This is a genomic window from candidate division WOR-3 bacterium (genome assembly GCA_016934535.1).
In the GTDB taxonomy this organism is placed as follows: domain Bacteria; phylum SDB-A; class SDB-A; order SDB-A; family SDB-A; genus JAFGIG01.
Genome location: JAFGSQ010000015.1, coordinates 27,877 through 51,516, shown reverse-complemented (window position 1 = coordinate 51,516; position 23,640 = coordinate 27,877). Strand labels below are relative to the sequence as shown.

Below are 23,640 nucleotides of genomic sequence, written 5' to 3'. Positions count from 1 at the left end.
TTTCCTCCTAATTTGAGCCGTATGAGCTGTGGAGAGTTATTATTTTTCTTCCGTATTTTCCTCCAGCAATAATCGTGTACGGCAGTGTTCCAAAAGTAGAGCAAAAACTTACTTTTCCCTCAACACCATATTGAACATCATCAATAATCCAATTGCCTAGCGAATCAAAAGGATTGATTATACTACTATATGGTAGGTTTAAATGTGCATATCCATCCGGATAATATCCACCGTTATAACTTGCATACTCTTCTGCGGCTTTCTGGACCATGTAGGCATTAGTAATGACAATTGACTCAAGATATCTCGTTCTGTCGAGGTTTATGGACATGTACTCGTCCTCGGCGTTTTTGACACTGAAAATACTCGAAGCGACGGCATTTTTAAAGAACAATCCGTCGTTGAAGACTATATCTGCTGATATTGTCACAACTGCCAATAATGCCAAAAAAAATACAATTAAAAAAAATTTCAAAATTTTCTTTTTCATTTGAGCCTCCTGATTGAATTTTCAACTAAAATAAAGCAATTAATGCGCCAATAATCTGTCATCATCGATTGTGATCGCCTTAACGCTATTTACAGTAAATAATATGTAAAGTCATAACATAAATAACAGTTTATTTTTCGCAAATTGCAAATCCATGCTCTTTTCGTGAGTTATTGCAAAAACTGCATAATTTATTTTTGCAATTGCAAAACTTGACATATCTATTTTTTCGAATATCTTTTAGCATATAGAACAATTTTAGTTCGAAGTTCAACTTAACAATATACTTAAAGGAGGTCATGTCTATGGCAGTTAAGTTGGTTCCTGTCAACAGGAAAGTCATCGTCGAAAGAACCGACGAACAGGAAGTCAAAAAGGGTGGGATAATTATTCCCGACACGGCAAAAGAAAAGCCCCAGAAAGGCAAAGTAGTGTCTGTCGCCCAGGTCACTAAAAAAGATGAAGATCCCATGCCGGTAAAAGAAGGAGACGTCATTCTTTTCGGCAAATACGCCGGAACAGAAATCTCGGTCGAAGACAAAGATTTTCTAATTCTCAACGAAGACGAAATTCTCGCAGTAATACAAGGATAAATGGAGGTATAAATGGCAGCAAAAGACATTTTCTTCGGCGAAGAGGGAAGAGACTCGATTGCCAGAGGCGTCGAAAAGCTATCCAAAGCGGTCAAGGCGACTCTGGGTCCAAAGGGAAGAAATGTCCTGATAGACAGGAAATTCGGTTCCCCTCTCGTCACCAAAGACGGCGTGACTGTTGCGAAAGAAATTGAACTCGAAAACTCTTTCGAAAACATGGGCGCTCAGATGGTCAGGGAAGTCGCTTCAAAGACTTCTGACGTCGCAGGCGACGGAACTACTACGGCTACGGTTTTGGCAGAAGCCATATACAAAGAAGGCAGAAAGAACGTAACGGCCGGCGCAAACCCGATGGCTCTCAAGAGAGGTATAGAAAAAGCGGTCGGCTCCGTGGTGGAAAATCTTAAAACTATGTCCAATCCTATAAAAGGCAAAGAAGAGATAGCGCAGGTCGGCAGGATTTCGGCCAACAATGACGCCGAGATAGGCAACATAATAGCCGATGCCATGGACAAAGCCGGAAAAGACGGCGTCATAACGGTCGAAGAGGGAAAAGGCCTCGAAATGGAACTCGAAATCGTCGAAGGAATGCAGTTCGACAGAGGTTACATTTCCCCTTATTTCATTACGGACTCTGAAAAAATGGAAGCCGTACTCGACAAACCGGCAATCCTTATATACGACAAAAAAGTTTCGGGAATGAAAGACCTTCTTCCCCTTCTCGAAAAGACTGCTCAGCAGGGAAAACCATTGCTCATAATAGCCGAAGACGTCGAAGGTGAAGCTCTCGCCACTCTGGTAGTCAACAAGATCCGCGGCATACTAAAAGTAGTCACTGTTAAAGCTCCCGGATACGGCGACAGAAGAAAAGCGATGCTCGAAGACATAGCCATTCTCACTGGCGGAAAAGTCATTTCAGAAGACGCCGGAATGAAGCTCGAAAACACGCTTTTGTCGGATCTCGGGTCCTGCGACACCGCCAAGGTAGACAAAGACAACACGACGATAATCAAAGGCTACGGTTCGGAAAAGGCGATAAAAGACAGAATATCGCAGATAAGAAAACAGATAGAAGAGACCAAATCCGACTACGACAAGGAAAAACTTCAGGAAAGACTCGCCAAACTCGCCGGCGGAGTGGCCGTAATTAACGTCGGCGCCGCGACTGAGATAGAGATGAAGGAGAAAAAAGCGAGAGTAGAAGACGCCCTTCACGCGACAAAAGCCGCGTCTGAAGAAGGCATTGTCCCGGGCGGCGGAGTTGCCCTCATAAGGTGTTTACCCGCTCTCGATAAGCTGATAGCTTCGAAAGACATAGAGATCGACGAACGCACCGGAATAGAGATAATAAGAAAATCCGTCGAAGCCCCTCTCAAACAGATAGCGATAAACGCCGGTTGGGAAGGCGCGATAGTAGTTGAAAAGGTGAAAGATTCCAAAGAGAACTCTTTCGGATTCGACGCTGAAAAATGCGAATACGTAGACCTTCTCAAGGCTGGAATCATAGACCCGACTAAAGTCGTCAGAAGCGCGATTCAGAACGCTTCTTCAGTCGCTTCACTGCTGATTACAACCGAAGCGATGATAACTGAGAAGCCCGAAAAGGAAAAAGCCCCCCAGATGCCTCCGGGAGGTATGGGCGACATGTACTGATAAAAAGGGGGCTTCGCCCCCTTTTTTTGTTTTATGAAACATTTTTTTCTTTTATTAAATCTGTTTTTGACTTATCATAGAAAATACGTTTCCTTAGCCGCTTTTCGGCGATGGAACTTGAAATAAACAAAACCTTCCAAGGGAGTATTTATGCCTATATACGAATATAAATGCGAAAAATGCGGAGAATGCTTCGAGCTTCTCAGAGATTTCAATTCGCCCCCTGACGCCGTTTGCCCTTCTTGCGGATCCACGGCGAAAAAAATAATCTCCTCCGGAGTCGGGCTTGTTTTCAAAGGGTCAGGATTCTACAAGACGGATTACAAGGACAAAAAAACCTCCACGTGCGAGAAATCCAAGGACTCAACCTGCAAGACATGCCCCAAGAGCAAGGCAGAGGCTTGATGCACATTCTAAAAATCGCATCGGAAGCCTATCCCTACTCGAAAACCGGCGGACTTGCCGACATGGTCGGCGATTTGTCGAGACACCTTTCCAAACTCGGCCACGACGTCAGGGTGGTTCTGCCCTATTACAGATGCACAAAAGAAAAAAAACTCGACATCGAGATACTTGCTGATGATTTCAAAGTCGTATGCGGAGGTATAACTGTCATCTGCAGAATACTGAAACACCTGGAGACTTCTTCTTCAGTCAGATTTTACTTCATCGAACAGGACAAGTATTTCGACAGACCTGAGCTTTACAATGAAATCAACGTAGATTATCCCGACAACGCCGAAAGATTCATATTTTTCTGCAACGCTTCCGTCCAGATGGCCAAATACTTTGATTTCAACGTGGATGTAATACACTGCCACGACTGGCAGTCAGGTCTGGTGCCGGCTCTCATAAAATCCGGCGCCTACAAGCCATCTCAGCTCGCTGACGCAAAAACAGTATTCACTATTCACAATCTGGGATATCAGGGAAACTATCCCATGTCTAATTTTCACCTGACCGGACTTCCGCCTGAATTTGCTTCAACCGAAGGTCTCGAGTTCTATTCGAACATGTCTTTGATCAAATCCGGCATAATTTATTCGGATGTCCTTACAACTGTCAGCCCGAGATATGCCGCCGAAATACAAACTCCCCAATACGGCTTCGGTTTGGACGGATTGCTAAAGGAAAAGCGAAATAAACTGATAGGCATATTGAACGGCATAGACGAAAATCTCTGGAATCCTATGTCCGACCCGTTTCTATGTTGTCATTACAGTGAAGAGGCGATTGATGATAAAACCAACTGCAAAAAAAGCCTCCAGAACAAAATGAATTTTATTGCCGATCCCGAAGTACCGCTCATCGGAGCCATTTCGAGAATAGCCCATCAAAAGGGACACGACATGCTCGCCAGGGTCTTACCCGGAATTCTATCCAATGACATTCAGATGATCGTACTCGGAACCGGGGACCCTGAAATCGAAAGCAGTTTCGAAGCCATTTCCCGTCATTACAACAATTTCAAATTCATAAACGCTTTCGACGAACCCCTTTCACATCAGATAATCGCGGGATCCGACATTTTTATCGTGCCAAGCCGTTACGAACCTTGCGGCCTGACCCAGATGTTCGCACTGCAATACGGCACTTTACCTGTCGTTCACGCGACAGGCGGTCTCGACGATACGGTTAAAAACTTCGATCCCGTTACCGGAACAGGCAACGGAGTAAAATTCATGCCTTTTTCGGACATTGAATTCACTTCCGCGCTCGTAAAAGCGATAACCCTTTTCGACAGGGACAAAAAGTTGTGGAAAAAGATACTTCAAAACGGCATGCGGGAAAATCATTCCTGGGACCACAGAGTGCTTCAATATCACAATCTCTACCGAAGTATAACGCGAGAAGCAGTTCCTGCGTCATGATGAAGATGAAAATAATATGAGCAGACAAAATAAAGGACTTTTTCAAATATACACGGGAAACGGCAAAGGTAAAACTACAGCCGCAATAGGCCTGGCCGTTCGAGCTGCGGGGGCGGGATTTAAAGTTTACATCGGACACTTCCTGAAAGGCCTTCGTTATTCAGAGCATTCTTCTCTCGAAAAATTTTCGGGTCAGATTTTTTTTGACCTTTACGGTGGAAAGGATTTTATAGACCTCACGTCCCCTTCCGAAGCTGATTTCGAAAGAGCGGAAAACGGTTTGTACATGGCCGAAGAAAATCTTTTCAGAGGCGGATTCGATCTCGTCATTCTGGACGAAATCAACATCGCCGCTCATTTCGGCCTAATCGAAATGAAAAGAGCTGTAGGTCTGATAGAAAATAAACCGGAAAACACAGAACTGCTTTTCACCGGAAGATATGCGCCAGGGGAATTCATAGAAAAAGCGCACCTCGTCACTGTCATGGAGGAAGTCAAACATTATTTCCGGGACGGCGTTGAAGCCAGAACCGGTATAGAGATGTGAACCTAAAGAGATTTGCTTTTTTTAACGCCTGCTTATGTTCGGTTTTGGCGCTGTTGTTCGCCGCCGGATGTAAAGAAGATTCCGCCGGATACCGGGAGGATATGGAATTCGATAAAATCGTAATTCTCGGCCCAAATCTGACCGAAATTACCGCTTCCCTCGGCTGTTCGAAATATATAATCGGCATAGACGACTGGTCGGATGAAAAACTCGCCGGTTCCGGAGCCGTCAGAGTCGGGGGCATACTTGATCCGAATCTTGAACTTATAGCATACCTCGAACCTGACGCAGTTTTTGTCGCCGGAAATCCCGAACAATTCAGAACTTTTCTTTCTCAGTACTCCATCCAGGTTTTCGGTTTTAACGTGGAGGACACCTCCGGAATAATCGAAGCCGTCCAAAAAATAGCGGAAATTCTCGGTTGCAGTGAAGAAGGCGAACGCCTCATCTCTTCTATCAGAGCTGAAGTGAAAGAAATAGCGTATCGTCCCGCCGCGTTTCGGCCCAAAGTAATCGTCGCCATAACTTCTGAAATCTCATCTCCCGAGAAATTCATGTCAGCTAACGGAAAAACTTTTCTCGGTGAGATCATCTCTATCGCGGGAGGTGACAACGTCCTGAAAGACAATCCGGTTCTCTATCCCGAAATCTCCAGGGAGGCCGTTATACTTCTCGATCCCGACGTCATTATCGAACTCAGACCTGCAAGCCGTTCTGGAATTTTTGACTCCCTTGAAATAACCGGCAGATGGGCAAATTCCTATCCCGGCGTCAGCGCAATCGTAAACGGAAACGTTCATGTTTGTTTCAGCGAAAAAATTCTTGTTCCGGGTCCCGACTTCCCTGAATCCGCGAAACTAATAAGACGAATAATCGAAAGAGCCGTTCATGCTGAAGATTGAAAGAGCCTGTTTTTCCTACGGCAGGAATTTCTCGCTTCGGGAAATCGATCTTCATGTAAAAAAAGGCTCGTTGACCGCCTTAATAGGTCCTAACGGCAGCGGGAAAAGCACTCTTCTCAAAATAGCCGTCGGTTATTCCAGGCCCGACGAGGGAAACGTGATTTTCCTCGGGTCCGACATAGGAAAGATACCCACCCGTGAAAAATCCAAACTGATCTCGTACCTGCCTCAGTTCACCGCGTATGAACTTCCTTTCACCGTAGAGCAAACCGTTTTCATGGGACGTTTTCCATGGCTCGGAAGTTTGGGATTCGCCGGTAAAGGAGACTTCTTGCCTTTAAAGGAGATTATGCAGGAATTCAGCCTTACAGATATCGCGGGAAGAAAATTTCAGACCTTGAGCGGAGGAGAGCGCCAGAGGACGATGATAGCCGCAAGCCTCGCTCAGAGCGCGGTGTTCCTCGCACTCGACGAACCGACCGCCTCTCTCGACATTTCCCATCAGATAGAAATATATAGAAAACTCAGACGACTTTCCGACTGCGGAACAACCATCCTCATGGCAAGTCACAACATTACTTTAGCCGGAGTCTATTCCGACGAAATAGTAGTCCTCAAAGAGGGAAGATTGGCTGCAAAAGGAAAACCCCGCGAGATCATTGACGAAAAAACAGTACGCTCGGTTTTCGGCGAAGAATTGGCGCTTGTTTACGAAGACGGAGTCCCTCTAATATTCCCGAGGCCGAGTTGAAAACCATACTGACGCGCAAAAAATTTTTTTTCAGCTTTTTTCTGCACGCCGCACTTGCATTTGGCGTTCTCGCCGCCGCACCTTTTATAGGTTCAGTCGACATAGGACTGAGCGACATTTTAAAGGAGGGAGTATTAAGGGAAATATTTCTAAATTACAGGATCCCGAGAGCCCTGACTGCATTCTTCCTCGGCGGCGCTCTTTCGCTGTCAGGAGCCGTCCTCCAAAGCACCTTAAAAAATCCTCTGGTAGAGCCCTACACTCTCGGAATCAGCAGTGTGTCGGCTCTCGGGGCTTATCTGGCGGCGACATATTTATCTTCCCTCGCCTTTTCCGGGATATTCTTTTCTCTTGTATTTTCAGCCGTCACTACTGTTTTTATTTATACTGCGTCCACGAGAAAGAAAACCTTTGCGATACACGACCTCGTTTTGGCCGGCATAACTTTAAGCATTTTCGCCGGATCTACAATAACGTTTTTGCGTTTCGTTTCGAATCCTTTTTCGGCAGGAACTCTGGACCGCTGGCTGACCGGATCTCTCGCTTTTTCAAGCTGGAAAACTCTCGCCGGAACAGCGCTTTTCTCTGTTCCCCTGATTTTTTACACCGCGTCAAAAATGAACTCATACAACTGCCTTTATTTCGCAGACGAAATAAGCTTTTCAAGAGGAGTGAACGTCCAGTCCCTGCAGAAGTATTCTTTTCTTTTCGTGAGCCTGTTCGTAGCAGGGTCCGTCGCTTTTTTCGGTCCCATTGGATTCGTCGGATTAATAATCCCGCACATAGAAAGGAATATTTCCGGACACGACTACAGAACTATGCTGCCGGCTTCTTTTTTTTCAGGTGCCGTGTTTTTATCAGTCGCAGACGTAATCTGCAGAAAAGCCGTTCAGCCTGCAGAACTGCCGGTCGGAATAGTAACGGCTCTTTTGGGCGCCCCTTTTTTCCTGTATCTTCTCTTGTTTAATAAAAGTAAAGAAAATCATTGACATTAAAAAAAAGAAAATATAATTTAATTAAAGGTTTATGAAGAAAGGGTTTTTTTATCATCCACCTGATTAATGAAAATAACGTATTTTTGCTAAAGTCTGCGAATTCTAAAGGCGTGTATTCGGAAATGCTCAAAGGCGTTAAGGCCGAACCATACGGCGTTATTCTCAAAGCGCTTTTGGACAGAGAAAAAATGAACTCTTTCGTTTTGGAAGGAAACATCGCCTTTCCGCACGCCAGAATCAATCTCATTTCTTCTCCTATTGTCTCGGTGGGTATTTCCGTGGGAAAAGACATACCTTTCCCCTGGCAGATGGAAAATTCAATTTCACCCGTTAACTTTGTTTACCTTCTCGTATTGCCTACTCAGGAGTATTACCTTCACTCTTCGGGAAAATATGTAAAATATTCCGACATCGTCGGCGAACTCGCTAGATTTTTTAAAACAGTAAAAACAAAAAAAATAATGAAAAAAATAAAAACCGCAGCCCAATTCGTCGAATTCGTCGAGGAGTATAAAAATGCCAATGAATGAACAGCTCGAGATCCTTCTCGCCGTAGACAACGCGGAGACTTACATAAGCGAACTCTCAAACGACAGATATCTCTCAAAACTGAAGGAAATCGGGATGAGTTTCGACGAAGGCACAGTCAATAATTTTCAAAACACGAAAGAAAAACTGCTTAAAAAACTCCCTTCTGTTCTTATGAAAGAATATCAGCGGCTGATGAAGAAATACAATCAGGACCTGATCCCGAGAGCAATTGTCCCGGTGAGAGAAGACAGGGGAGAAGGATACTGCGTGGGATGTTCAAACAGAATACCGGCCGAAGTTTTTCAAAGAGTAAAAAATCACACTTCTGTTGAAAGATGCGAGAACTGCGCGAGATTCATTTTCTGGCCTCCTCTTCCCTGATCTGATCCATTGCGATTCGTATCATTTCCTTGTAGCCGATTATTCTCAGAATGTCTCTGGCGTTGTCCAGAACAATGAATTCAGAAGATCCTCTCTCTTTTATCATGTCGGAAAGAGTTTTAGGCGGAAAATTTTTCGCGGTTACCCAATTTGAATCCGCTACCAGAATATCCGCGAGATCCGACTGAATCAGTGATGCGGGCATAAAACCCTTTTCCAGTCTCAAAGCGACATATCCCTTCAAATCGGCTGTAGCCAAAAGCCTTTTCAGGAAATTTTCTGAGGCTCCGTCGTTGAAGCAGTTCCATTCTTCCTCGAGTAGTCCAGACAGCCCTTCTTCTCTGGGATCTGCATAATTAGTTCTCATGAATTCAGTTAATGTATAAACATCGTACGACCACCTGGAACCGGGGACCGATACACCTGATAAAACAATTCCGGAATAGAAGTATTTTTCAGACAGCTCCTGAATCAGTCCATAGATCAGAAACCCGTACTCCCTGTTTGAAGGGGAAACGTAATAGCCTTCGACGCCGAATCTTTCTCTCAGGTCTTCGAGAGAATACGAACTCATGCTTCTGCCTGTTTCGTCGGCTAAAAGCCAATCCTTGTGCCTGTGAAAGATGTGAGAAAGGACGGAAGGCGAAAGCGATTGAGTCCAAATCCTGAAAATATCTAGATTGAAAAAAACAAGAAGATTTTTCATTTTGGCGCAGTAAATGATCTCATCGAGTACGTCGTACGTGTACGTAAACTCAAAATATTCGGAAGGGAACAAAGTCCGGCCGTCTTTGTAAACATCCACGACTATTCCGTCTACGCCGAGATCGGCAACAGAATCAATGAATTTCTGCACTTGTTCCATCGCCAGCTCTTCCTGTTCGACGAGTACAAAAACGGCGCACAGCGACTGTTTTACAGAAAAGAAAACAAGAATCGCCGAAAAAAGTATAATTGTCAGTGATTTCACTGGCTGTAAAAATTAAAAGGAACAGTGAAGGTGAATGATCCGCCTCCCGGATCTATCGGACCGAAAGACCATCCGCTTATCGCCGACAATATCTGCTGTTCCAAGGAGGGCAAACCCAGAGTGCTGCTGACAAGCGATGCGTTCGACACGAAGCCTTCTTCCGAAATCGTTATTCTGACGACGATCTTTCCTTGAAGCGAAGGATTGACTTCCAGTTCCTTCTCGTAAAAGTATTTGAGCCTTCCCTGGTACCTGACTATTGCTCTTCGAACGTCCGCGGCGTCTCGCGCGCCCGAGGTGGCCGCCGAACCAGTCAGGTCGGCAATTGTCCCTCCCCTGACTCCCGCTGTTCTCTGATGCTGAAGATCGCCTCCAGTCGCAGTGCCCGTTGATATCTCCGTGCCTCCTGTGACTCCAACTGTCCCGGTGACCCCTCCTCCGAGTCCTCCTGCTCCCCCCGCCGCAGAAGCCGCTCCTCCGGAGACGCCTGACAACGAAGCACCTCCGGCCAACAGATCCTGAATGCTCGCATCTCCGCCGCCGAGTCCCATCGGTCCGGTCATCGGACCCGATCCGACGCCGAGAACTCTCAGTCCCCTGGCCACTCTCGATGTCTGCCCGCCCTGGCCGATGCCTCCTCCCGCCCCGCTTCCGGATCCCGCTCCGCTTCCGGATCCTGAACCCGAACCCGAGGATGTTCCTTCTCCAGTGCCCTCTCCGGTCGTAGTCATTCCAAGGGTTCCGCGCCTGAGGCTTTCTATGTCTTCGCTCATAGAAACGTCGAGAAGATCGCTCTCTTCGAGTCTTTTCAATGTTTCTTCTGCGGTGGCAATGTTAATATTGAGCGCTTCAACTCTTACGGTGAAAGAGTATATTATCCAGAAGACCCAGAAAACCACGGTCGTAAAATCGAATATTGCGAATTGCTTTCTGTCCTTGGTGTGCTCTCCTATGGTGAGCCTGTCGTGAGGCCTGTTGTTAAATCTCTCCCATTTCGGTTTTCCCCGTTCTTTTTCTATTGGCTGGGGTTTTACTTCCGGTTCGGGAGGTTTTAGAGGAGACTTGACCGCTTCCCTGGGAACGGCTTCTTCCCTGACTCCGAGCCTGACTATGAAGCTGTTCAGGTATTTGAGGTCGGCTCTGTCTCCCGGTCCGAGTTCGAATTTCTTTTCCAGAATATTGTTTGAAACAAAATACTCTTCGTCAATTCTGATTCTTTCTCCATCCTTGTTAATGACTCCGTTGAAACCGGGGACAAGGGTCAAAACGTAACGCTTGTCAGAAGAACAGAACAGCTTGAGTTCTTTTTCTATGGAAGGTTCGCGGACAGCTGAACGGGGCGTGTTGCCCGCAAGAAAAACCTGGTTATTCTTGACGAGGTACTTTTTCAACCTGCCACCCTGAATAATTTCAACCCACCCCGTTAAAATTGCGGAACCGGTTCCCTCGGTCTTTCTTTCCTGCGGTTTGGCAAAAGACTGAAAACCGTATCCGATTACTGTTCCGCCAACCTGAATTCTTCCCCTGCTCGCGGGATCAAGAGGAAGAATTATCTGATCACCTTCTTTTCTCACCTTCGCACGCAGTGCTATGTCCTTTACAGACACCTCGTCTTCGCCGATTTTTATCCATCCTCTGAATACATCCGGCTTGATCCTCAGTTCGTATGAATTGTTCACGCCGTTGTATGAGAAAAGAGCTTGTTTGTCGGAAATCCCGGGAACGTCCTCCTGTATCACAATCTCGCAATCCTCGCTCTTTCCTATGGCGATGAGATCTTTCTCGACGACGAAATGTCTCCGCTTGCCCTGCTGCTGAACAACTACGGCAAGTTTGATCTCTTCCATTTTTCCCCCTTTAAACCGTCAGTATTTCGGTGTTATAACCATAACCGAAACTTTTTTGTATCCTGCCATCGTGCAGGTGTTGACAATCTGAGTAATCAGATTATAACTGGCCAGGCTGTCGGCCTGGATTATTACTTTTACTGAGTCAGGGTCAATCTGGTTTATTTCCGCAGTCTGAATAGCGATCTCGTAAGTCTCTCTTAGTTTGTCGAGAAGCGGAGCTATGAAAGTGTCTGTTTTCGCCGGCATTTTTTCAGCCGATTCGATTATCGAAGTCTGATCGAGCGTGATGGAATAACTGTTCGCCGTTACAACGTTTACACCCACACGAGTTTTCTCTTCAATTTCTTCTTCCGAAATGACGGTCGGAAGGTTTACGTCCATTGGAGGAGGGCTCTGATTAGGATCTGTCGAAAAATTAAGAAGAAGAAATATTAGAATTATCGTGAACATGTCTATGAGTGAAGTCAGTTGAAGGACTGGAGTTTGCCTCTCCGAACCCGGTCCCCTGGATGAGTTTGATGATTTGAGAGACGAAATGGACTTCCTGAACATCATCTTTCTTTTGGTGGGAGGTTTGGGAAACCATTTCCACGATTTATCAGAAGTCCGGTCGGTTTCTATTGGCATAGTTCTCTCCGTTTCAGGATCCTGAAGGCCACCAGGGAGGAGGCTGAAGGTAATTGTTTTGAAAACCGTTTTTCTGAGAAATCTTCATGAAGTTTACGAGATCATTCAAATTTACTCTTTCCCCGCTGACGGCATCTCCTATGCTGTCTACCGAGATAAGTATGAAAAGGTTTAGTCTGCTGACAACGCTGTCTATAACCGCGCCTTCTTGAGGATTTTCCCTGAGAACGGTTTTTATCTCTCTCCAGTTAGGGGCAAGAAGTACTTCCGGAGTCGAGTCCAGAAAAACCGTAACTTCCTTTTTAGCCTCTATAAAAAGCGAGTCGAGTTTTTGCCCAATAAAAGTGTCAGCCTGATCCCAACCTTCAAAAAACCGCGTTTTTTCGATCAAAGTGTCAACGGCTATGGATTCTCCACCGACGTATCTGTATCTGGACAATTCACAAACTATCCTGCCGTCTTTAGTTCTCGCGAGAATAGTCGTCATGAAATATGTGGGAGGAGGCAAATAGCTTTCTCCTTCGACGGCTCCGAGTCCGGCTAGTTCCAGATTCATGATGGAAGTCTGAACTATTTGAAAACTCGTCAAAAGCGCCGGAATCAGTATCATAAAAAGATTGAGCACCGTAGTGACATTGACCCCCTCCTGATGTCTGTATTTCCGGCCGGCCTTGGATACGGCGTAAGACATCCGTCAATCCTTCTTTATGTCCTGAAGCATATTCATAATCCTGACCGAGTATTCGTCAATGTCGTCAACTATGCCGTCTGCCCTGGATTGCAGAAAAGAATGCAAGAGCATAACGGGTATGGCGACCAGCAAACCGAAAAAGGTTGTATTGAGAGCAACCGATATGCCCTGAATAAGCTCTAAAGTTCTGGTTGAAGCACTCGCCGTCAAAAGAGCGCCGAAAGATTTCAACAGACCAGCTATGGTTCCCAGAAGTCCCAGAAGCGTTGCAACCTGAGCGAGAACCGGAAGATAATTCAGGCGCTTGTTCAATCTCGGGATTTCAGCGAGACCAACTTCATCAACGGCGTTCTGCATCTCCCTCACGTCGCCTTTGTAGTTTCTCAGGCCGGCACCGATAATTTTTGAAAGAGGTTTTCCGGTTCCGTCGCAGTGCCTTATCGCCCCATTGTAATCACCGTCTCTGAGTTTTTTAGTGACTATGCGCAGGAAATTATCGGCATTTATGCCTGATCTCATCAGGAAAACAAGCCTTTCGATTATCAAACCGAGTGATACCAAAGCTACAAGAGCGATAAAGTGCATAGCCCATCCGCCATTCTTGTAAAACTGGATGAAAGCCATTAGAATCAACCTCCTTTAATATTATTACTTGCCAGACAGATAAAAAATTCCGGATGTGAGAAGAAATGTTCCGCCCGCTGCCAGAAAATAAGCGCTGGATTTTTCACCCCTCGACAATAGATAGACTCCGGCAGCTGTTCCTGCTCCGCCCAAAAAAAGAAAAGTCCTGGAATAAGGCCTCGTTATCTGTCTTCGGCCTATCATTCCGAGTTCGGATCTCGCCTGGAAAACCTGATTCAGGATCTCGCGCGAAAAACTCTGCGAAATTATGAAATTCGAGAAATCAATTTTAGCCGTTGCCGCGATGTTTATGACCAGAGGTTCTCTTGCCGTCCCCCTTATCTCGATTTCTTCGATCTCAAGGATGCTGCTCGGTATCTCCTGCGAAAAGCAGAGGGCTCCGGCGAGCATTAATAAAATAAATATTATTTTTTTCATCACATTCCGCCTGTCGAAAACTCTTCGCCGGCTGAATAACTAAGGCGAAGTTGTTTCTTCTTCGATGCTATCATAGTTTTGTTCATCAGGGAACAAATCCGGTCTGAATTTTTTAAGATTTTCCACAGCCTCTTGAGCGTCCCGGTACCATCTGTTGTCAGTGAGCCCGTTGCTTTCCGCAGTCTGCATCGACGCAAGATAGAATTGGACCGCGGCATCTTCATAAGGAAGCGCTTGCTGTTCCAGCTGTTCCTGAAAATATATTTGTTCATCTTCCGTCCACGAAGGGTCATACTCTGCTTCCCTGAAAGCTCTCGCGTAATCTTCATTGCACTGGCCGAGAAGGAACAAAGCCGCTATTGTCGAAAGCCCTGCTCTGAGGCCGGCTATTCTCGTCAGATTCTCCGCGATAGCCTTCATGTCGGCGTCGTATGGGGGATATGAATTGTCAATCGGCCAGTAAAGTTCAGTTCCCTTGATTGTCTCAAAATCTATTTCTACGACATCTATCATGTCCATTTCAATTTCTGAAGGCGACACACCGGCGGCTCTGCCTCCTTCGAAATAATCCATCAATATCCTTCTTCTGACATTGTCAGCGTCTGAATTCAAACCTAGACTGTCCAGTGATAAAGCCTGCCTGTGAAGAGATTGGTAATGGAGTTCTTCGGAAAAAGACGTACCATTGGCAACTCTCATGAACGAATTCTCTGCCCCCTGGAAGTTCCTCGCCCCGAAAAACGATTTGCCAGTCCAATACACGGCGTCTTTGGTTCCCTGGGAGGAAGGGTATCTCGCGGTGAATGATTCGAGGGCGCTCGCCGCCTCATTCCAGAGGTTTCCGCTTTGAAGACCCGCGCTGTCAGCTCTTTCGGCCTTTGAAATGGCGATGTTGGCCAGATTCATGTACGCCGAATAAAGGAGGCTGTCTTCCTGGTAGTCATAATTCCGAATGTAAGATCTGAAAACTTCAACGGCTCTGGTCTCGTAACCGGCGTTGAAAAAAATGACTCCGGCGTTGAAAAGCGCTTTTTTCCCTTCTTCGCGGTCTGAATACTTGCCGTGGACTTCGAGGAAAGTTGCGGCTTTCATAGTGTCCGTCTCAGTAAGATTCGAAGCTGACTGAAAGGCTATCAGGGCAGCCTGCCTCGACAAAGTCGTGTCGCTTGACTGTGAGGCGGCTCTGAGGAACCAGCTTTCAGAAGAAGACAGGTCTCCAAGATTGTAGTAGCTCTGGGCGATCATCGCCGACGCCGAGGCGGAAGCTTCCGAAGAAGGAAAATCATCGATGACTTTCATGTACCAGTTCTTTGCTTCTTCGTATCTTTCGGCCTCGTAAAGCATTTTACCCATTGACATCGAAATGTTGACAGGATCTGAAATATCAGTGCCGGGTCTTTCGTCCCACACGCCCATGTACCTTTGAGCCGCGACGAGCATACTGTCCTGTCTCTCGTCCGAAGAGCTGTCCTGCGAATACCATTGATTGAAGGACGTCACCGCTTCGTAGGCGGCCGGCAAGGTCAAAGTGTCGTATGTCCCGTCGAAAGCCACACGAGTGTAATTGTTCGCGGCGTCAATATATTTTCCCATTTCGTAATAAGCTTCCGCGAGGGCGAATCTAAGTCCGTAAACTTCAGGATCATCCGGATACTGGTCTATAAAATTTCCGTATCTTTCAGCCGCCGTGGACCACTCTTCATACGTGCCCTCCTGAATGGCTTTTCTGTGATGTATTCCGGCTGTGTAAAGCATCGCTTCACGTATGAGTGAGTCGGTGGAAGACACTCTCGCGGTGTCGCCGGTGCTGTCAAGAGTGACCTGCCAGTCTTTTCCGTAATCTTCGACCAGCCTGTCCATTGTCGCGTCGGCCAGAGTCATGTCTCCGACTTCGGCGTAAAGCGATGCCAGATCACGCAGGACAAAAGGTGCACCAGGACTTTTCGGATACATGTCGAGGTAAGTATTGTACGCTTCAATTGCCTTTTGGTAATCCACCTTTTCTTTGAAAGTCTCGGCGAGTTTGAGGACGATCTCGTCGCCTTTTGGCATCTCCGAAAGAACGGTCAGCACCCTGCGGAGCCTCATAGTGCCGTTTGGAAGCTCGGAAAAATCGAAGCCAAGATACATGACTGCTTCGTCGGCAAGTTCCGTTCTTCCCTCCTCGGCCGACATCTCGAGGAGGAAAAGGAAATGGGTTATTGAAGCGGGGATAGAATCGGGTCCGGCAACCCTGTTGAGCCATCCAATCATATAAACAGCTTTGTCGTAATTGGGATCGTCAGGATATTCGAGGACTTTGTCGAAATAATCTATGGCGAGATCCACTTTTCCGAGCCCTTCGTGCCTGAAATTGAAATAATAGAGACCGAGCCGGAAACACGCTGCGGGTGCCCTCGCGCTTCCGGGATACCTTTCCACGAGCTTCCTGTACATTATACTTGCCGAATCAACACTGCCCTCTTCTTCAAGTATCGAAGCGAGAGCGTAATACGCTTCAATGGCCGATACAGTGTCTATGCCTTCATATTTAGTTATAACCTGCATGTACATATTTTTGGCGCGTCCGTACTCAGGGAATGGTTCCAGTCCGGAAAATCCGCCTGTCATCCACTCATCAATCCTTCGCTCGTATTCACTCTTGGATTTTATTCTGTAAATTTCGGAAAGCCTCAGGGCGGCATCTGCTCCGAAGGGATTGTTCGGGTAAAAAGAAAGCAGGTTCTCAAGATAAAGAGCCGTGGCGTCCATGTATTCTTCCTGAAGAAGTTCGAGCTGTTTTTTTTCGCTCTCGAGGCGAAGAAGTTCCTGTTCGGGATCCAGTCGTCCGGGTCCGCATGATGACAGGAAAAACGCAACAGTGGACATAAAAAGAAGAAAAACAGAGTCCGAATACTTTCTCACTTTATCTGTCCGTCCCCTGAGATCCTTCGATTTCGTATCTTATCGTCTGCATTCTCGATTTGATCTCAGATATCTGCGATTCGACGTCCTTGTACATCATGAAAAAAGTGACTCCCGCCCCGTATTGCGCCTGAATGAGCCAGTTTGTAGTCTCCGTGACTCCTCGGGCTCCGATTTGGTTTTCAATATCGGCCAGCATCAGTGATATTCCGGTCAGCTTGTATTTGATACTGTCGAGTGCGCCGAGATGCTGGGACGGCAGTTTTGTTTCCAGATAATTTATGTCCATCAACAGCAGTTCGGTTTTGGATCTCTCCTCCTGGATCATCAAAGTGATGTTGTGCTTGAGGACATCCAGGTCTGCCTGGTCGGCAGGATTTATCTGAAAACCTATCGAGTGCAGAACTTCCTGCTGAAATCTCAGGCTTGATTTTATCTTTTCGAGACTGTCAACAACATCTTGCCTGCCTCTAACTCTCGAAAGGGCGATCAGATTTTCGAGGCTGGTCTCAAGATTCCTTGTAGCGTCCACATCTTCCATGACAATCGAGGACAAGGCGTTTTCGTAAGCCGCATTTATGACGTCTTCATAACTGTAATTGCTCGAATACTTTTTAAGTATGTCTGAATATATATCGAATGTTTTTTCGTACGATTCCTGCTGGATTAAAATGGCAGCTTTGGCGAGCTGTACATCCGTGTACATTTTGTCTATGTCTTCGCGCCTTTCGAGGTTCTCAATTATTTCGAGGGCTTCGTCGAGAAGACCCACTTTGATGTAAATCCATGCAATCCCGAAATCGGCCGCGTTTGGATCCGCACCTTTGTCTTTGGCGAGCTCATAATATTCATAGGAGGTCTGGAGTTCGCCGAGCTCGTAATGCAGTTGAGCCAGGCTCATCAGAGCCCTTGATTTCCATTCGTCCGACATGTATCCGGAGTATATGCCGAAAGCCATTTCGTTGAGTTTTTCTTTCGCCATACTTATGCCTTCGGAGTTTTTATTTTCCTGGAAATAGGATATCGCCGTTATGTAGAGGGCGAAAGGAAACTGGGAAGAAGAAGACGAAATCCTCGAACAGTAGTCCCTCGTTTTTTGGAAATCCGCTACCGAGAAGTGACACAGAGACAAAATCAGATATACGTTGTCTGAAAATAAGCTTCCCGGATAAGTTTGGAGAAACTCTTCGGCTTTTTCCGTACTTTCTTTGTAGTCCGACTGCTGATAGGAAATAACACAGTACATGTACATGGCTCTTTGTTTAAGGCTGTCCGGTGACATGAAGTGATTGTAGATATTCTGGTAAGTGACTTTTGCCCAACCGAGAGCTCCTCTAAGATAAAGAGAGTCGGCTGAGCTGATTGGAGGCGGAATCTCGACCGCCATCCTCAGTTGTTCGATTTCGGCGTAAAGGTCTTCGAGAATCTGTCTTTCGTAAGTTAATTCTGTCTTAACAGAATCGGTGACCTCATATATCTCGTCCGTCGAAAGAGGAACAGTCTGTTCCTGAGCCGTAAAAAAGAAAGCGAACAAACAAAAAAGCATATTATAATTCCTTTACTGGCTTTCTTCCAGGATTCTGCGAAGTCTTTCGAGCTCTCTCTCAGCCTCTTCTCTTTTACGTCTTATCTCTTCGAGCTCTCTCTGGTAATTGCTCATTATCTCGAGTTCTCTCTGACGTCTGACGGAAAGAGCTTTACTGCCGAAGAAAGGCCCGAATGAGAATTGCACGCCGATTATTAGTTTCTGCTGTTCGGTGGGAACAGGTCTGACGCTGTACTTGACGCCGAATGTCTGTTCGATCTCTACCCACGCCATGAGAAGCTCTATGTTGTCGTTGGCCCTGAATACAGTTCCGAGGTTCCAGTCTTTTCCGTCCATGTCGCCTATGAATCTCAGGTTTTTCACCGGTCTGAATTCAATGCCGGCGAAAACGCCCTTCAAAGGTTCTGACCTGGGTCTCTCCCCCTGAAATCTGCCGCTTCCGATGCCGAAAGACAGAATTACAGGAATCCTCGGGAAATAATACGATATGTCTTTGGTCACCACTCCGTAAAACGAGAAATTCTGGCTTGATTCGTAATAATCGAGAGAATGCCTGCCGAATTCGGACATTTTTTTGTGAGACGAAATGTTCTGGATTCCAACAGCAAAAGCGGGATATTTTTCGCTTTCTCTTAACACTCTCGCCTTGACAAAACCCGACCAAACATCCGTTCCGAGATAACCTCCTCCCGCTTCAAACCAGTCGTACAAACCGACCGAAAGATTAGCCCCGAATATGTACTGCGAAAAAGTTTCGTAATTTGCGCCTGCTGTGGTGAAATCCTGATCGTAAACTGTGAAAATAGATGTCAGCTGAACGCTCGAATGAGGCATTATATAAGCGTTCGGTACATCGATGTAGTTGCCCTGAAGAAAAGGCGACGCGTTTAGCGCAGTACCCGCAATAAAAAACAATATTAAATACTGTATTTTTTTCATAGAGTCCTCCGAATCCTATATGCGATTAGATATCGGTTGTTTATCCCCCATCAAATGATATTATTACTGCTGCCAAAAATCAACTCATTGATTTCAGCAGAATTTCATACGAAGTGCTTATCAGTAAACAACCCTTCGCGCTTTTATAAAGCGGGAAGAATAGCTCTCTCTTTCGAGAGAGCTTATAATAACTCCCCTGTTCCTGTAAGATGACGAGTGAATAAACCTTCCAGAACCGAGATAAATACCCACATGTTTCGGGTCGTCGAATATAAGAAGATCGCCCGGCATCAGAGCCTCTTTCGGAGCTTCAATTCCGGAGCTTTCCATATCAGTAACCGTCCTCGGCAAATCGATGCCGTTGTCGGCAAAAACCCTGAAAACGAGTCCGCTGCAATCGAAACCTCCGTTTCCTGTGGCTCCGTAAACGTAAGGTGAGCCCAAATATGAAATCGCACTGTTTAAAATTGATTTAACGAGTTCGGTTTTTTCGGCAGACAATAGCGGAATTTCCTCGTAAACATCAGCGGTTTCGGTTTCTTGGGCAATGCGTGCCAAAGGTTCCGGCGAAACCGCCGAAAATTCAATCACGGCCGGACGGGCGGTCTTTTCTTCGTTCGGTATGACTATGTTAGTGTTTACCGGAGGTCTTTGCTGTTCAGTATCCTGCCTGGGAGGCGGAAATCTTCCCGGGATGACGAGCCGCTGGCCTTCTCTTATGAAATCCGAAGAAAGATTGTTGGCGTTTTTTATCGCCTGAACTGTGGTCTGAAATCTCGAAGCGAGTCCGGAAAGCGTTTCTCCGCTTTTAACGACATACAGGTCTCCGCTTCCCGAAGAACCGGATGGTATAGTCAGCCTCTGGCCTTCAACTATCATGTCCGAAGCGAGATTGTTGGCTGATTTGATCTGGGAAACAGGAATCCCGTACATCCTCGATATAGATGTCAGCGTTTCACCAAGTTTGACAGTGTGAGTCAGAGCCGCGAGATGACCGGACAAAACCACAGTCAGCGCTGAAAATAAAATCAGTGTTTTAAGCAAATTTTTCAAAATACCTCCCCATTTCTTTATCCTCAGTTCCGAGAGCGAGCATGAGCCTTATCCTCGTTTTGTTCGCCCGGAGATTTCCAGCGAAATAACACCCCATTCCGGCGAGGTGTTTGCCGCCGCCTTCATATCCGTATGTTGCCGCCACTCTTCCGTTTTGAACTTTCGTGGAGACAATTACTGGCAGACCTTTGTTTATGGAGTAAAAAATACCTTCGAGCATGCCTGGAGGCACGTTTCCTCTTCCGAGAGCTTCCAGGACCAATCCTTTGGCACCCGAGTCAACAGATGCCGAGATAAGCCTCGTGTCCGCTCCTGAATAAGCCGGAATGATATCAACAGGACCGACCGGGCGGTTTGCATGTATGTTTTCTCTTTGTACATTCTTCGAAAAGAATATGACTTTTTCGTCTATGGTTCCGAGAAGACCGTATTCAGGCGATGTAAAAGCGGCGAGATTTGATGTGGAGACTTTTGTCACGTCTCTCGGGGAAAACACACTGTTGTTGATTACCACCATGACCCCCCTGCCGATGGATGAACTCTCCAGTGCGACCATGACAGAATCGTGAATATTTCTCGGTCCGTCAATCCCGAGATCAGGCGGGGCACGCATAGCCGCAGTCATTACGACCGGAGTATCTTTGTCGTATGTCAAAGATAAAAAATAAGCCGTCTCTTCCAGTGTGTCGGTGCCATGCGTTATCACTATACCGTCGCACTCAAGGGCTAGAGAATTGATTTTTTCCGATATTCTCATCATGTCTTCGGGTTTTATCCATGGGCTGGGAACATTTGAAAATTCGTCGAATTCCAATTTGAAATTCTCATCCGGCAGAATCAGATTTTTCAGAATGTCCTCCCCTATATAAGCCGGTATAACGCCTTTTCCGGTTTCTTTTCTCATCTGTATTGTACCGCCGGTGGCAATTATATAGATCTTTTTCATCTTCTCATTTCGATTTCGTCAAGAAAATGTTCCTGTGTGAAATCGAACATAAACTGGAAAATCTCTTCGAGGTTTATGAGATTGTATTCCGGGACCGCAAACCATTTTGGATTTTCAAAAGGAAGACCTGCCGCTTTTTGCCCGACCGGAGAAATTATCACGCAAGGTATCTGAGAGCGGTAGCTGTTGAATCTCCTCGCTATTTCTATTCCGTCATTTCTTGCTTCTTCATTAGTCGGATCGACAAAAACAACGAGAGCGTTTGCCTGTTCCAGGAAAACCTGCCAGAGAAGATTGAATTTTCTTTTCCCGCTGCTTACTACGATGTCTATTGAAAAATCTTTCATCACGTCGAGTTTCGCGAAGCTCGATATGGCGCTGTCTTTTTTCGAGACCTGAACGTCTCTGCCAATATATTTCAAAATACTGCTTATGAAAAAATCGAGCATTTCCTTTCGGCTGTCTTTCCAGATGTCAATTACGAGTATCTCGAAAATCCTTTTTTCGCCAAGAGCGATTTTCTTCGAGAGATCTTCCATTTTCTTCAATACTTTTGATTCGGTAGAAGTTTCCACTTGTAAAAGAGCCTGTGTCAGTTCTTTTACGGCCGTGTTATCCCTCGCCTCTTCGTCCATAAGCCTGATGCCTTCCAGAAGCAAGTGTGACAGGTTTTCCCTGACAGTCACCTCCGCCGGCATTTTGTCGGGAGAATAGACGAAAGTTCCGTCCTGCCAGCTTATTATGTGATATATTGCGTTGCTGCCCCTGAGTCTTCCTGATTCGGAATGCACAATTACGCCTTTGTCAAAATAAACAACGGCGCTTTTTTCAAAACTTTTTATCTCGAGAGAACCTGTTTTAGCGCCCATCTCCATGAATTGAAGGAGGTCAACAACCGGAAAACTGCTGACTGTCCCGCCAAACCCTTTCATGTTGCTGAGAATAAATTCGCTGTCATATCTCTGACGGCAAAGATTTTCGATTATCCCAACCATTTCCTGGTTATTAACAGGTTTGGAAAGGCAGGCATCCGCGCCTGAACGGTATCCGTCGATTCTTTCGGCGGGATCTGTTGTCGCGGTCAGAAGTATGATCGGAAGGCTTTTTTTTCTGTTTTCTTCTCTGAGTCTTTTGCATATATTGATGCCGCCCGTTCCGGGCATTTGATCGTCGAGAACAGCGACATGGAAGTCCTCTTCGAGAAGTCTGTTCAAAGCTTCCGAACCGTTTTCTTCCCTGACAACATCATATTTCCTGCCGTCGAAAGCGTCCCCCATTACTTTCATCATATGAGGATCGTCTTCGGCAAGCATTATCCTTATCTTGCCGTCCATAATCATTATCTAACATATAAACACAAAATAATCAATTTAGTTTGTTGTCGGCCGATCCCGTTTTATGCCGTGAGCCGGCTGCGTCAAAGGTTCAGCTCAAACAATTTTTTTTCTGTCGGAAACGAATTCCAAAAGAAGGTTTCTTATGTCCCTGTCGGTTCTTGCGTCCATGAAATATATACTGCTCGAGCTCGTTTCTTCGTAGATCGTTTTTTCAAGAGAAGACATCTTCTCGTCAAATTTCTTTTTTGTATGCGAGTATTCGGCGAAAATTCTCCTGTCCAGTTCAGGATCGTAAAGAGTGAAATCGTTTTTGAAACCGTATCTCACTTCCTTCGGATCTCTTACCCAAAAGAGTACGATTTCGTTTTTCTTATACCTCAAACCCTTCAAGGGCTTTATGAAATCAGGATTCTCTCCGAGAAGATCCGATATTATTATTATCAGACTCCTTTTTTTTATCCTCTCGCCCAATTCGTACAGGATTTTTTCGACGTCGGTTTTTCCTTCGAACTTTGTCCGTTCTATCATTCCGAAAACTCTTCTCACGTGATGTGAAGTGCCTCCCGGAGCGACTATCCAGTCAATTTTCTCGGAAAATGAAGCAAAACCGACCATGTCCCTCTGCTTTGTCAGAAGATAGACCAGAGAAGCGCACAGTATTTTCGCGTAAGTCGACTTTTTCACTTGGCCGCTTCCGTATTCCATGGATGCCGACGCGTCCAAAATTACGTAAGCCTGGAGATTAGTCCTGTCTTCAAACTCCTTGACCACAGTTTTATCTCTTCGGCAGGTAGCCCTCCAGTCAATCCTCTTGGTCTCGTCACCCGGATAGTATTTTCTGTGCTGGGAAAACTCGACCGAAAATCCTTTGTAACAGCTTCTGTGCAGGCCACTGAACAGCCCTTCGACTACCATCTTTGCAATGATGCTGAGAGAAGTCGATTTCAAAAGATCGTATGGGAGATCAGACAATGGATTCTTAAAAAGAACGTCTTCCATGT

General features: G+C 46.0%; 24 protein-coding genes. 10 read left to right on the top strand and 14 right to left on the bottom strand.

Features of this window, described 5'->3' with window-relative positions; translation table 11 throughout:
- Nucleotides 1–7: 7 nt before the first annotated feature.
- Nucleotides 8–490, bottom strand: a complete 483-nt coding sequence (locus tag JXL83_02880) for a hypothetical protein (GenBank protein ID MBN2363056.1) — start codon at nt 488–490, stop codon at nt 8–10.
- A gap of 305 nt (nt 491–795) precedes the next feature.
- On the opposite strand from JXL83_02880, the gene JXL83_02875 reads away from it, so the two are divergent.
- From JXL83_02875 to JXL83_02830, 10 genes are all read left to right on the top strand, one after another.
- Nucleotides 796–1,083 (top strand): co-chaperone GroES, encoded by a 288-nt coding sequence (locus tag JXL83_02875; protein ID MBN2363055.1) that lies wholly within the window; start codon nt 796–798, stop codon nt 1,081–1,083.
- Nucleotides 1,084–1,095: 12 nt separating this feature from the next.
- Nucleotides 1,096–2,736, top strand: a complete 1,641-nt coding sequence (gene groL, locus JXL83_02870) for a chaperonin GroEL (GenBank protein MBN2363054.1) — start codon at nt 1,096–1,098, stop codon at nt 2,734–2,736.
- 150 nt (nt 2,737–2,886) lie between these two features.
- A complete protein-coding gene (locus tag JXL83_02865) occupies nt 2,887–3,141 on the top strand; it encodes a zinc ribbon domain-containing protein (protein MBN2363053.1) in 255 nt (84 codons plus the stop codon).
- Complete coding sequence (gene glgA, locus JXL83_02860; protein MBN2363052.1) at nt 3,141–4,607, top strand: glycogen synthase GlgA; 1,467 nt, start codon at nt 3,141–3,143, stop codon at nt 4,605–4,607. The genes JXL83_02865 and glgA overlap by 1 nt, the downstream gene beginning before the upstream one ends.
- Nucleotides 4,608–4,623: 16 nt before the next feature.
- Nucleotides 4,624–5,154, top strand: a complete 531-nt coding sequence (locus JXL83_02855; protein MBN2363051.1) for a cob(I)yrinic acid a,c-diamide adenosyltransferase — start codon at nt 4,624–4,626, stop codon at nt 5,152–5,154.
- Between the two features lie 101 nt (nt 5,155–5,255).
- Nucleotides 5,256–6,056 (top strand): ABC transporter substrate-binding protein, encoded by an 801-nt coding sequence (locus tag JXL83_02850; protein ID MBN2363050.1) that lies wholly within the window; start codon nt 5,256–5,258, stop codon nt 6,054–6,056.
- Nucleotides 6,043–6,807, top strand: coding sequence for an ABC transporter ATP-binding protein (locus tag JXL83_02845; protein MBN2363049.1), 765 nt, complete (start codon nt 6,043–6,045; stop codon nt 6,805–6,807). The genes JXL83_02850 and JXL83_02845 overlap by 14 nt, the downstream gene beginning before the upstream one ends.
- Complete coding sequence (locus JXL83_02840; GenBank protein ID MBN2363048.1) at nt 6,804–7,796, top strand: iron ABC transporter permease; 993 nt, start codon at nt 6,804–6,806, stop codon at nt 7,794–7,796. The genes JXL83_02845 and JXL83_02840 overlap by 4 nt, the downstream gene beginning before the upstream one ends.
- Nucleotides 7,797–7,885: 89 nt before the next feature.
- Nucleotides 7,886–8,332 carry a PTS sugar transporter subunit IIA gene (locus JXL83_02835; GenBank protein ID MBN2363047.1) on the top strand — a complete coding sequence of 149 codons (447 nt, stop codon included), beginning with the start codon at nt 7,886–7,888 and terminating at the stop codon, nt 8,330–8,332.
- Nucleotides 8,319–8,714: a hypothetical protein gene (locus JXL83_02830; GenBank protein MBN2363046.1), complete on the top strand. Its 396-nt coding sequence runs from the start codon at nt 8,319–8,321 to the stop codon at nt 8,712–8,714. Before JXL83_02835 ends, JXL83_02830 begins: the two co-directional genes overlap by 14 nt.
- On the opposite strand, the gene JXL83_02825 is transcribed toward JXL83_02830, so the two are convergent.
- The 13 genes from JXL83_02825 to JXL83_02765 all read right to left on the bottom strand — a co-directional run bounded on the left by JXL83_02825 (nt 8,689) and on the right by JXL83_02765 (nt 23,638).
- Entirely contained in the window at nt 8,689–9,684 is a 996-nt protein-coding gene (locus JXL83_02825; GenBank protein ID MBN2363045.1) for a hypothetical protein, read from the bottom strand. The genes JXL83_02830 and JXL83_02825 overlap by 26 nt on opposite strands.
- A complete protein-coding gene (locus tag JXL83_02820; protein ID MBN2363044.1) occupies nt 9,681–11,531 on the bottom strand; it encodes an energy transducer TonB in 1,851 nt (616 codons plus the stop codon). The genes JXL83_02825 and JXL83_02820 overlap by 4 nt, the downstream gene beginning before the upstream one ends.
- Before the next feature lie 18 nt (nt 11,532–11,549).
- Nucleotides 11,550–12,161: a biopolymer transporter ExbD gene (locus tag JXL83_02815; protein MBN2363043.1), complete on the bottom strand. Its 612-nt coding sequence runs from the start codon at nt 12,159–12,161 to the stop codon at nt 11,550–11,552.
- A gap of 13 nt (nt 12,162–12,174) precedes the next feature.
- On the bottom strand, nt 12,175–12,852 hold the full coding sequence (locus JXL83_02810; GenBank protein MBN2363042.1) for a hypothetical protein: 678 nt from the start codon (nt 12,850–12,852) through the stop codon (nt 12,175–12,177).
- Between the two features lie 3 nt (nt 12,853–12,855).
- A complete protein-coding gene (locus JXL83_02805) occupies nt 12,856–13,476 on the bottom strand; it encodes a MotA/TolQ/ExbB proton channel family protein (GenBank protein ID MBN2363041.1) in 621 nt (206 codons plus the stop codon).
- A gap of 24 nt (nt 13,477–13,500) precedes the next feature.
- On the bottom strand, nt 13,501–13,914 hold the full coding sequence (locus JXL83_02800; protein MBN2363040.1) for a hypothetical protein: 414 nt from the start codon (nt 13,912–13,914) through the stop codon (nt 13,501–13,503).
- Between the two features lie 39 nt (nt 13,915–13,953).
- Nucleotides 13,954–16,818, bottom strand: coding sequence for a tetratricopeptide repeat protein (locus tag JXL83_02795; protein MBN2363039.1), 2,865 nt, complete (start codon nt 16,816–16,818; stop codon nt 13,954–13,956).
- 1 nt (nt 16,819) lies between these two features.
- Nucleotides 16,820–18,364, bottom strand: a complete 1,545-nt coding sequence (locus JXL83_02790; protein ID MBN2363038.1) for a hypothetical protein — start codon at nt 18,362–18,364, stop codon at nt 16,820–16,822.
- 12 nt (nt 18,365–18,376) lie between these two features.
- Nucleotides 18,377–19,303: a hypothetical protein gene (locus tag JXL83_02785; protein ID MBN2363037.1), complete on the bottom strand. Its 927-nt coding sequence runs from the start codon at nt 19,301–19,303 to the stop codon at nt 18,377–18,379.
- Nucleotides 19,304–19,423: 120 nt separating this feature from the next.
- A complete protein-coding gene (locus JXL83_02780) occupies nt 19,424–20,356 on the bottom strand; it encodes a LysM peptidoglycan-binding domain-containing protein (GenBank protein ID MBN2363036.1) in 933 nt (310 codons plus the stop codon).
- The gene (locus tag JXL83_02775; GenBank protein MBN2363035.1) at nt 20,340–21,302 is read right to left on the bottom strand and encodes an asparaginase; all 963 of its coding nucleotides are present in this window, start codon (nt 21,300–21,302) and stop codon (nt 20,340–20,342) included. The genes JXL83_02780 and JXL83_02775 overlap by 17 nt, the downstream gene beginning before the upstream one ends.
- On the bottom strand, nt 21,299–22,636 hold the full coding sequence (locus JXL83_02770) for a response regulator (protein MBN2363034.1): 1,338 nt from the start codon (nt 22,634–22,636) through the stop codon (nt 21,299–21,301). Before JXL83_02770 ends, JXL83_02775 begins: the two co-directional genes overlap by 4 nt.
- A 96-nt stretch (nt 22,637–22,732) precedes the next feature.
- On the bottom strand, nt 22,733–23,638 hold the full coding sequence (locus tag JXL83_02765; protein MBN2363033.1) for a DUF58 domain-containing protein: 906 nt from the start codon (nt 23,636–23,638) through the stop codon (nt 22,733–22,735).
- Between the last annotated feature and the right edge of the window lie 2 nt (nt 23,639–23,640).

Bases quoted from the DNA above. Each gene is read 5' to 3' on its own strand.
- JXL83_02800 (MBN2363040.1), bottom strand. From the start codon at position 13,914: ATGAAAAAAATAATATTTATTTTATTAATGCTCGCCGGAGCCCTCTGC.
- JXL83_02775 (MBN2363035.1), bottom strand. From the start codon at position 21,302: ATGAAAAAGATCTATATAATTGCCACCGGCGGTACAATACAGATGAGA.
- JXL83_02820 (MBN2363044.1), bottom strand. From the start codon at position 11,531: ATGGAAGAGATCAAACTTGCCGTAGTTGTTCAGCAGCAGGGCAAGCGG.
- JXL83_02810 (MBN2363042.1), bottom strand. From the start codon at position 12,852: ATGTCTTACGCCGTATCCAAGGCCGGCCGGAAATACAGACATCAGGAG.
- glgA (MBN2363052.1), top strand. From the start codon at position 3,141: ATGCACATTCTAAAAATCGCATCGGAAGCCTATCCCTACTCGAAAACC.
- JXL83_02790 (MBN2363038.1), bottom strand. From the start codon at position 18,364: ATGCTTTTTTGTTTGTTCGCTTTCTTTTTTACGGCTCAGGAACAGACT.
- JXL83_02805 (MBN2363041.1), bottom strand. From the start codon at position 13,476: ATGGCTTTCATCCAGTTTTACAAGAATGGCGGATGGGCTATGCACTTT.
- JXL83_02875 (MBN2363055.1), top strand. From the start codon at position 796: ATGGCAGTTAAGTTGGTTCCTGTCAACAGGAAAGTCATCGTCGAAAGA.
- JXL83_02785 (MBN2363037.1), bottom strand. From the start codon at position 19,303: ATGAAAAAAATACAGTATTTAATATTGTTTTTTATTGCGGGTACTGCG.
- JXL83_02865 (MBN2363053.1), top strand. From the start codon at position 2,887: ATGCCTATATACGAATATAAATGCGAAAAATGCGGAGAATGCTTCGAG.
- JXL83_02815 (MBN2363043.1), bottom strand. From the start codon at position 12,161: ATGCCAATAGAAACCGACCGGACTTCTGATAAATCGTGGAAATGGTTT.
- JXL83_02850 (MBN2363050.1), top strand. From the start codon at position 5,256: ATGGAATTCGATAAAATCGTAATTCTCGGCCCAAATCTGACCGAAATT.
- JXL83_02765 (MBN2363033.1), bottom strand. From the start codon at position 23,638: ATGGAAGACGTTCTTTTTAAGAATCCATTGTCTGATCTCCCATACGAT.
- JXL83_02855 (MBN2363051.1), top strand. From the start codon at position 4,624: ATGAGCAGACAAAATAAAGGACTTTTTCAAATATACACGGGAAACGGC.
- JXL83_02845 (MBN2363049.1), top strand. From the start codon at position 6,043: ATGCTGAAGATTGAAAGAGCCTGTTTTTCCTACGGCAGGAATTTCTCG.
- JXL83_02830 (MBN2363046.1), top strand. From the start codon at position 8,319: ATGCCAATGAATGAACAGCTCGAGATCCTTCTCGCCGTAGACAACGCG.
- JXL83_02880 (MBN2363056.1), bottom strand. From the start codon at position 490: ATGAAAAAGAAAATTTTGAAATTTTTTTTAATTGTATTTTTTTTGGCA.
- groL (MBN2363054.1), top strand. From the start codon at position 1,096: ATGGCAGCAAAAGACATTTTCTTCGGCGAAGAGGGAAGAGACTCGATT.
- JXL83_02770 (MBN2363034.1), bottom strand. From the start codon at position 22,636: ATGGACGGCAAGATAAGGATAATGCTTGCCGAAGACGATCCTCATATG.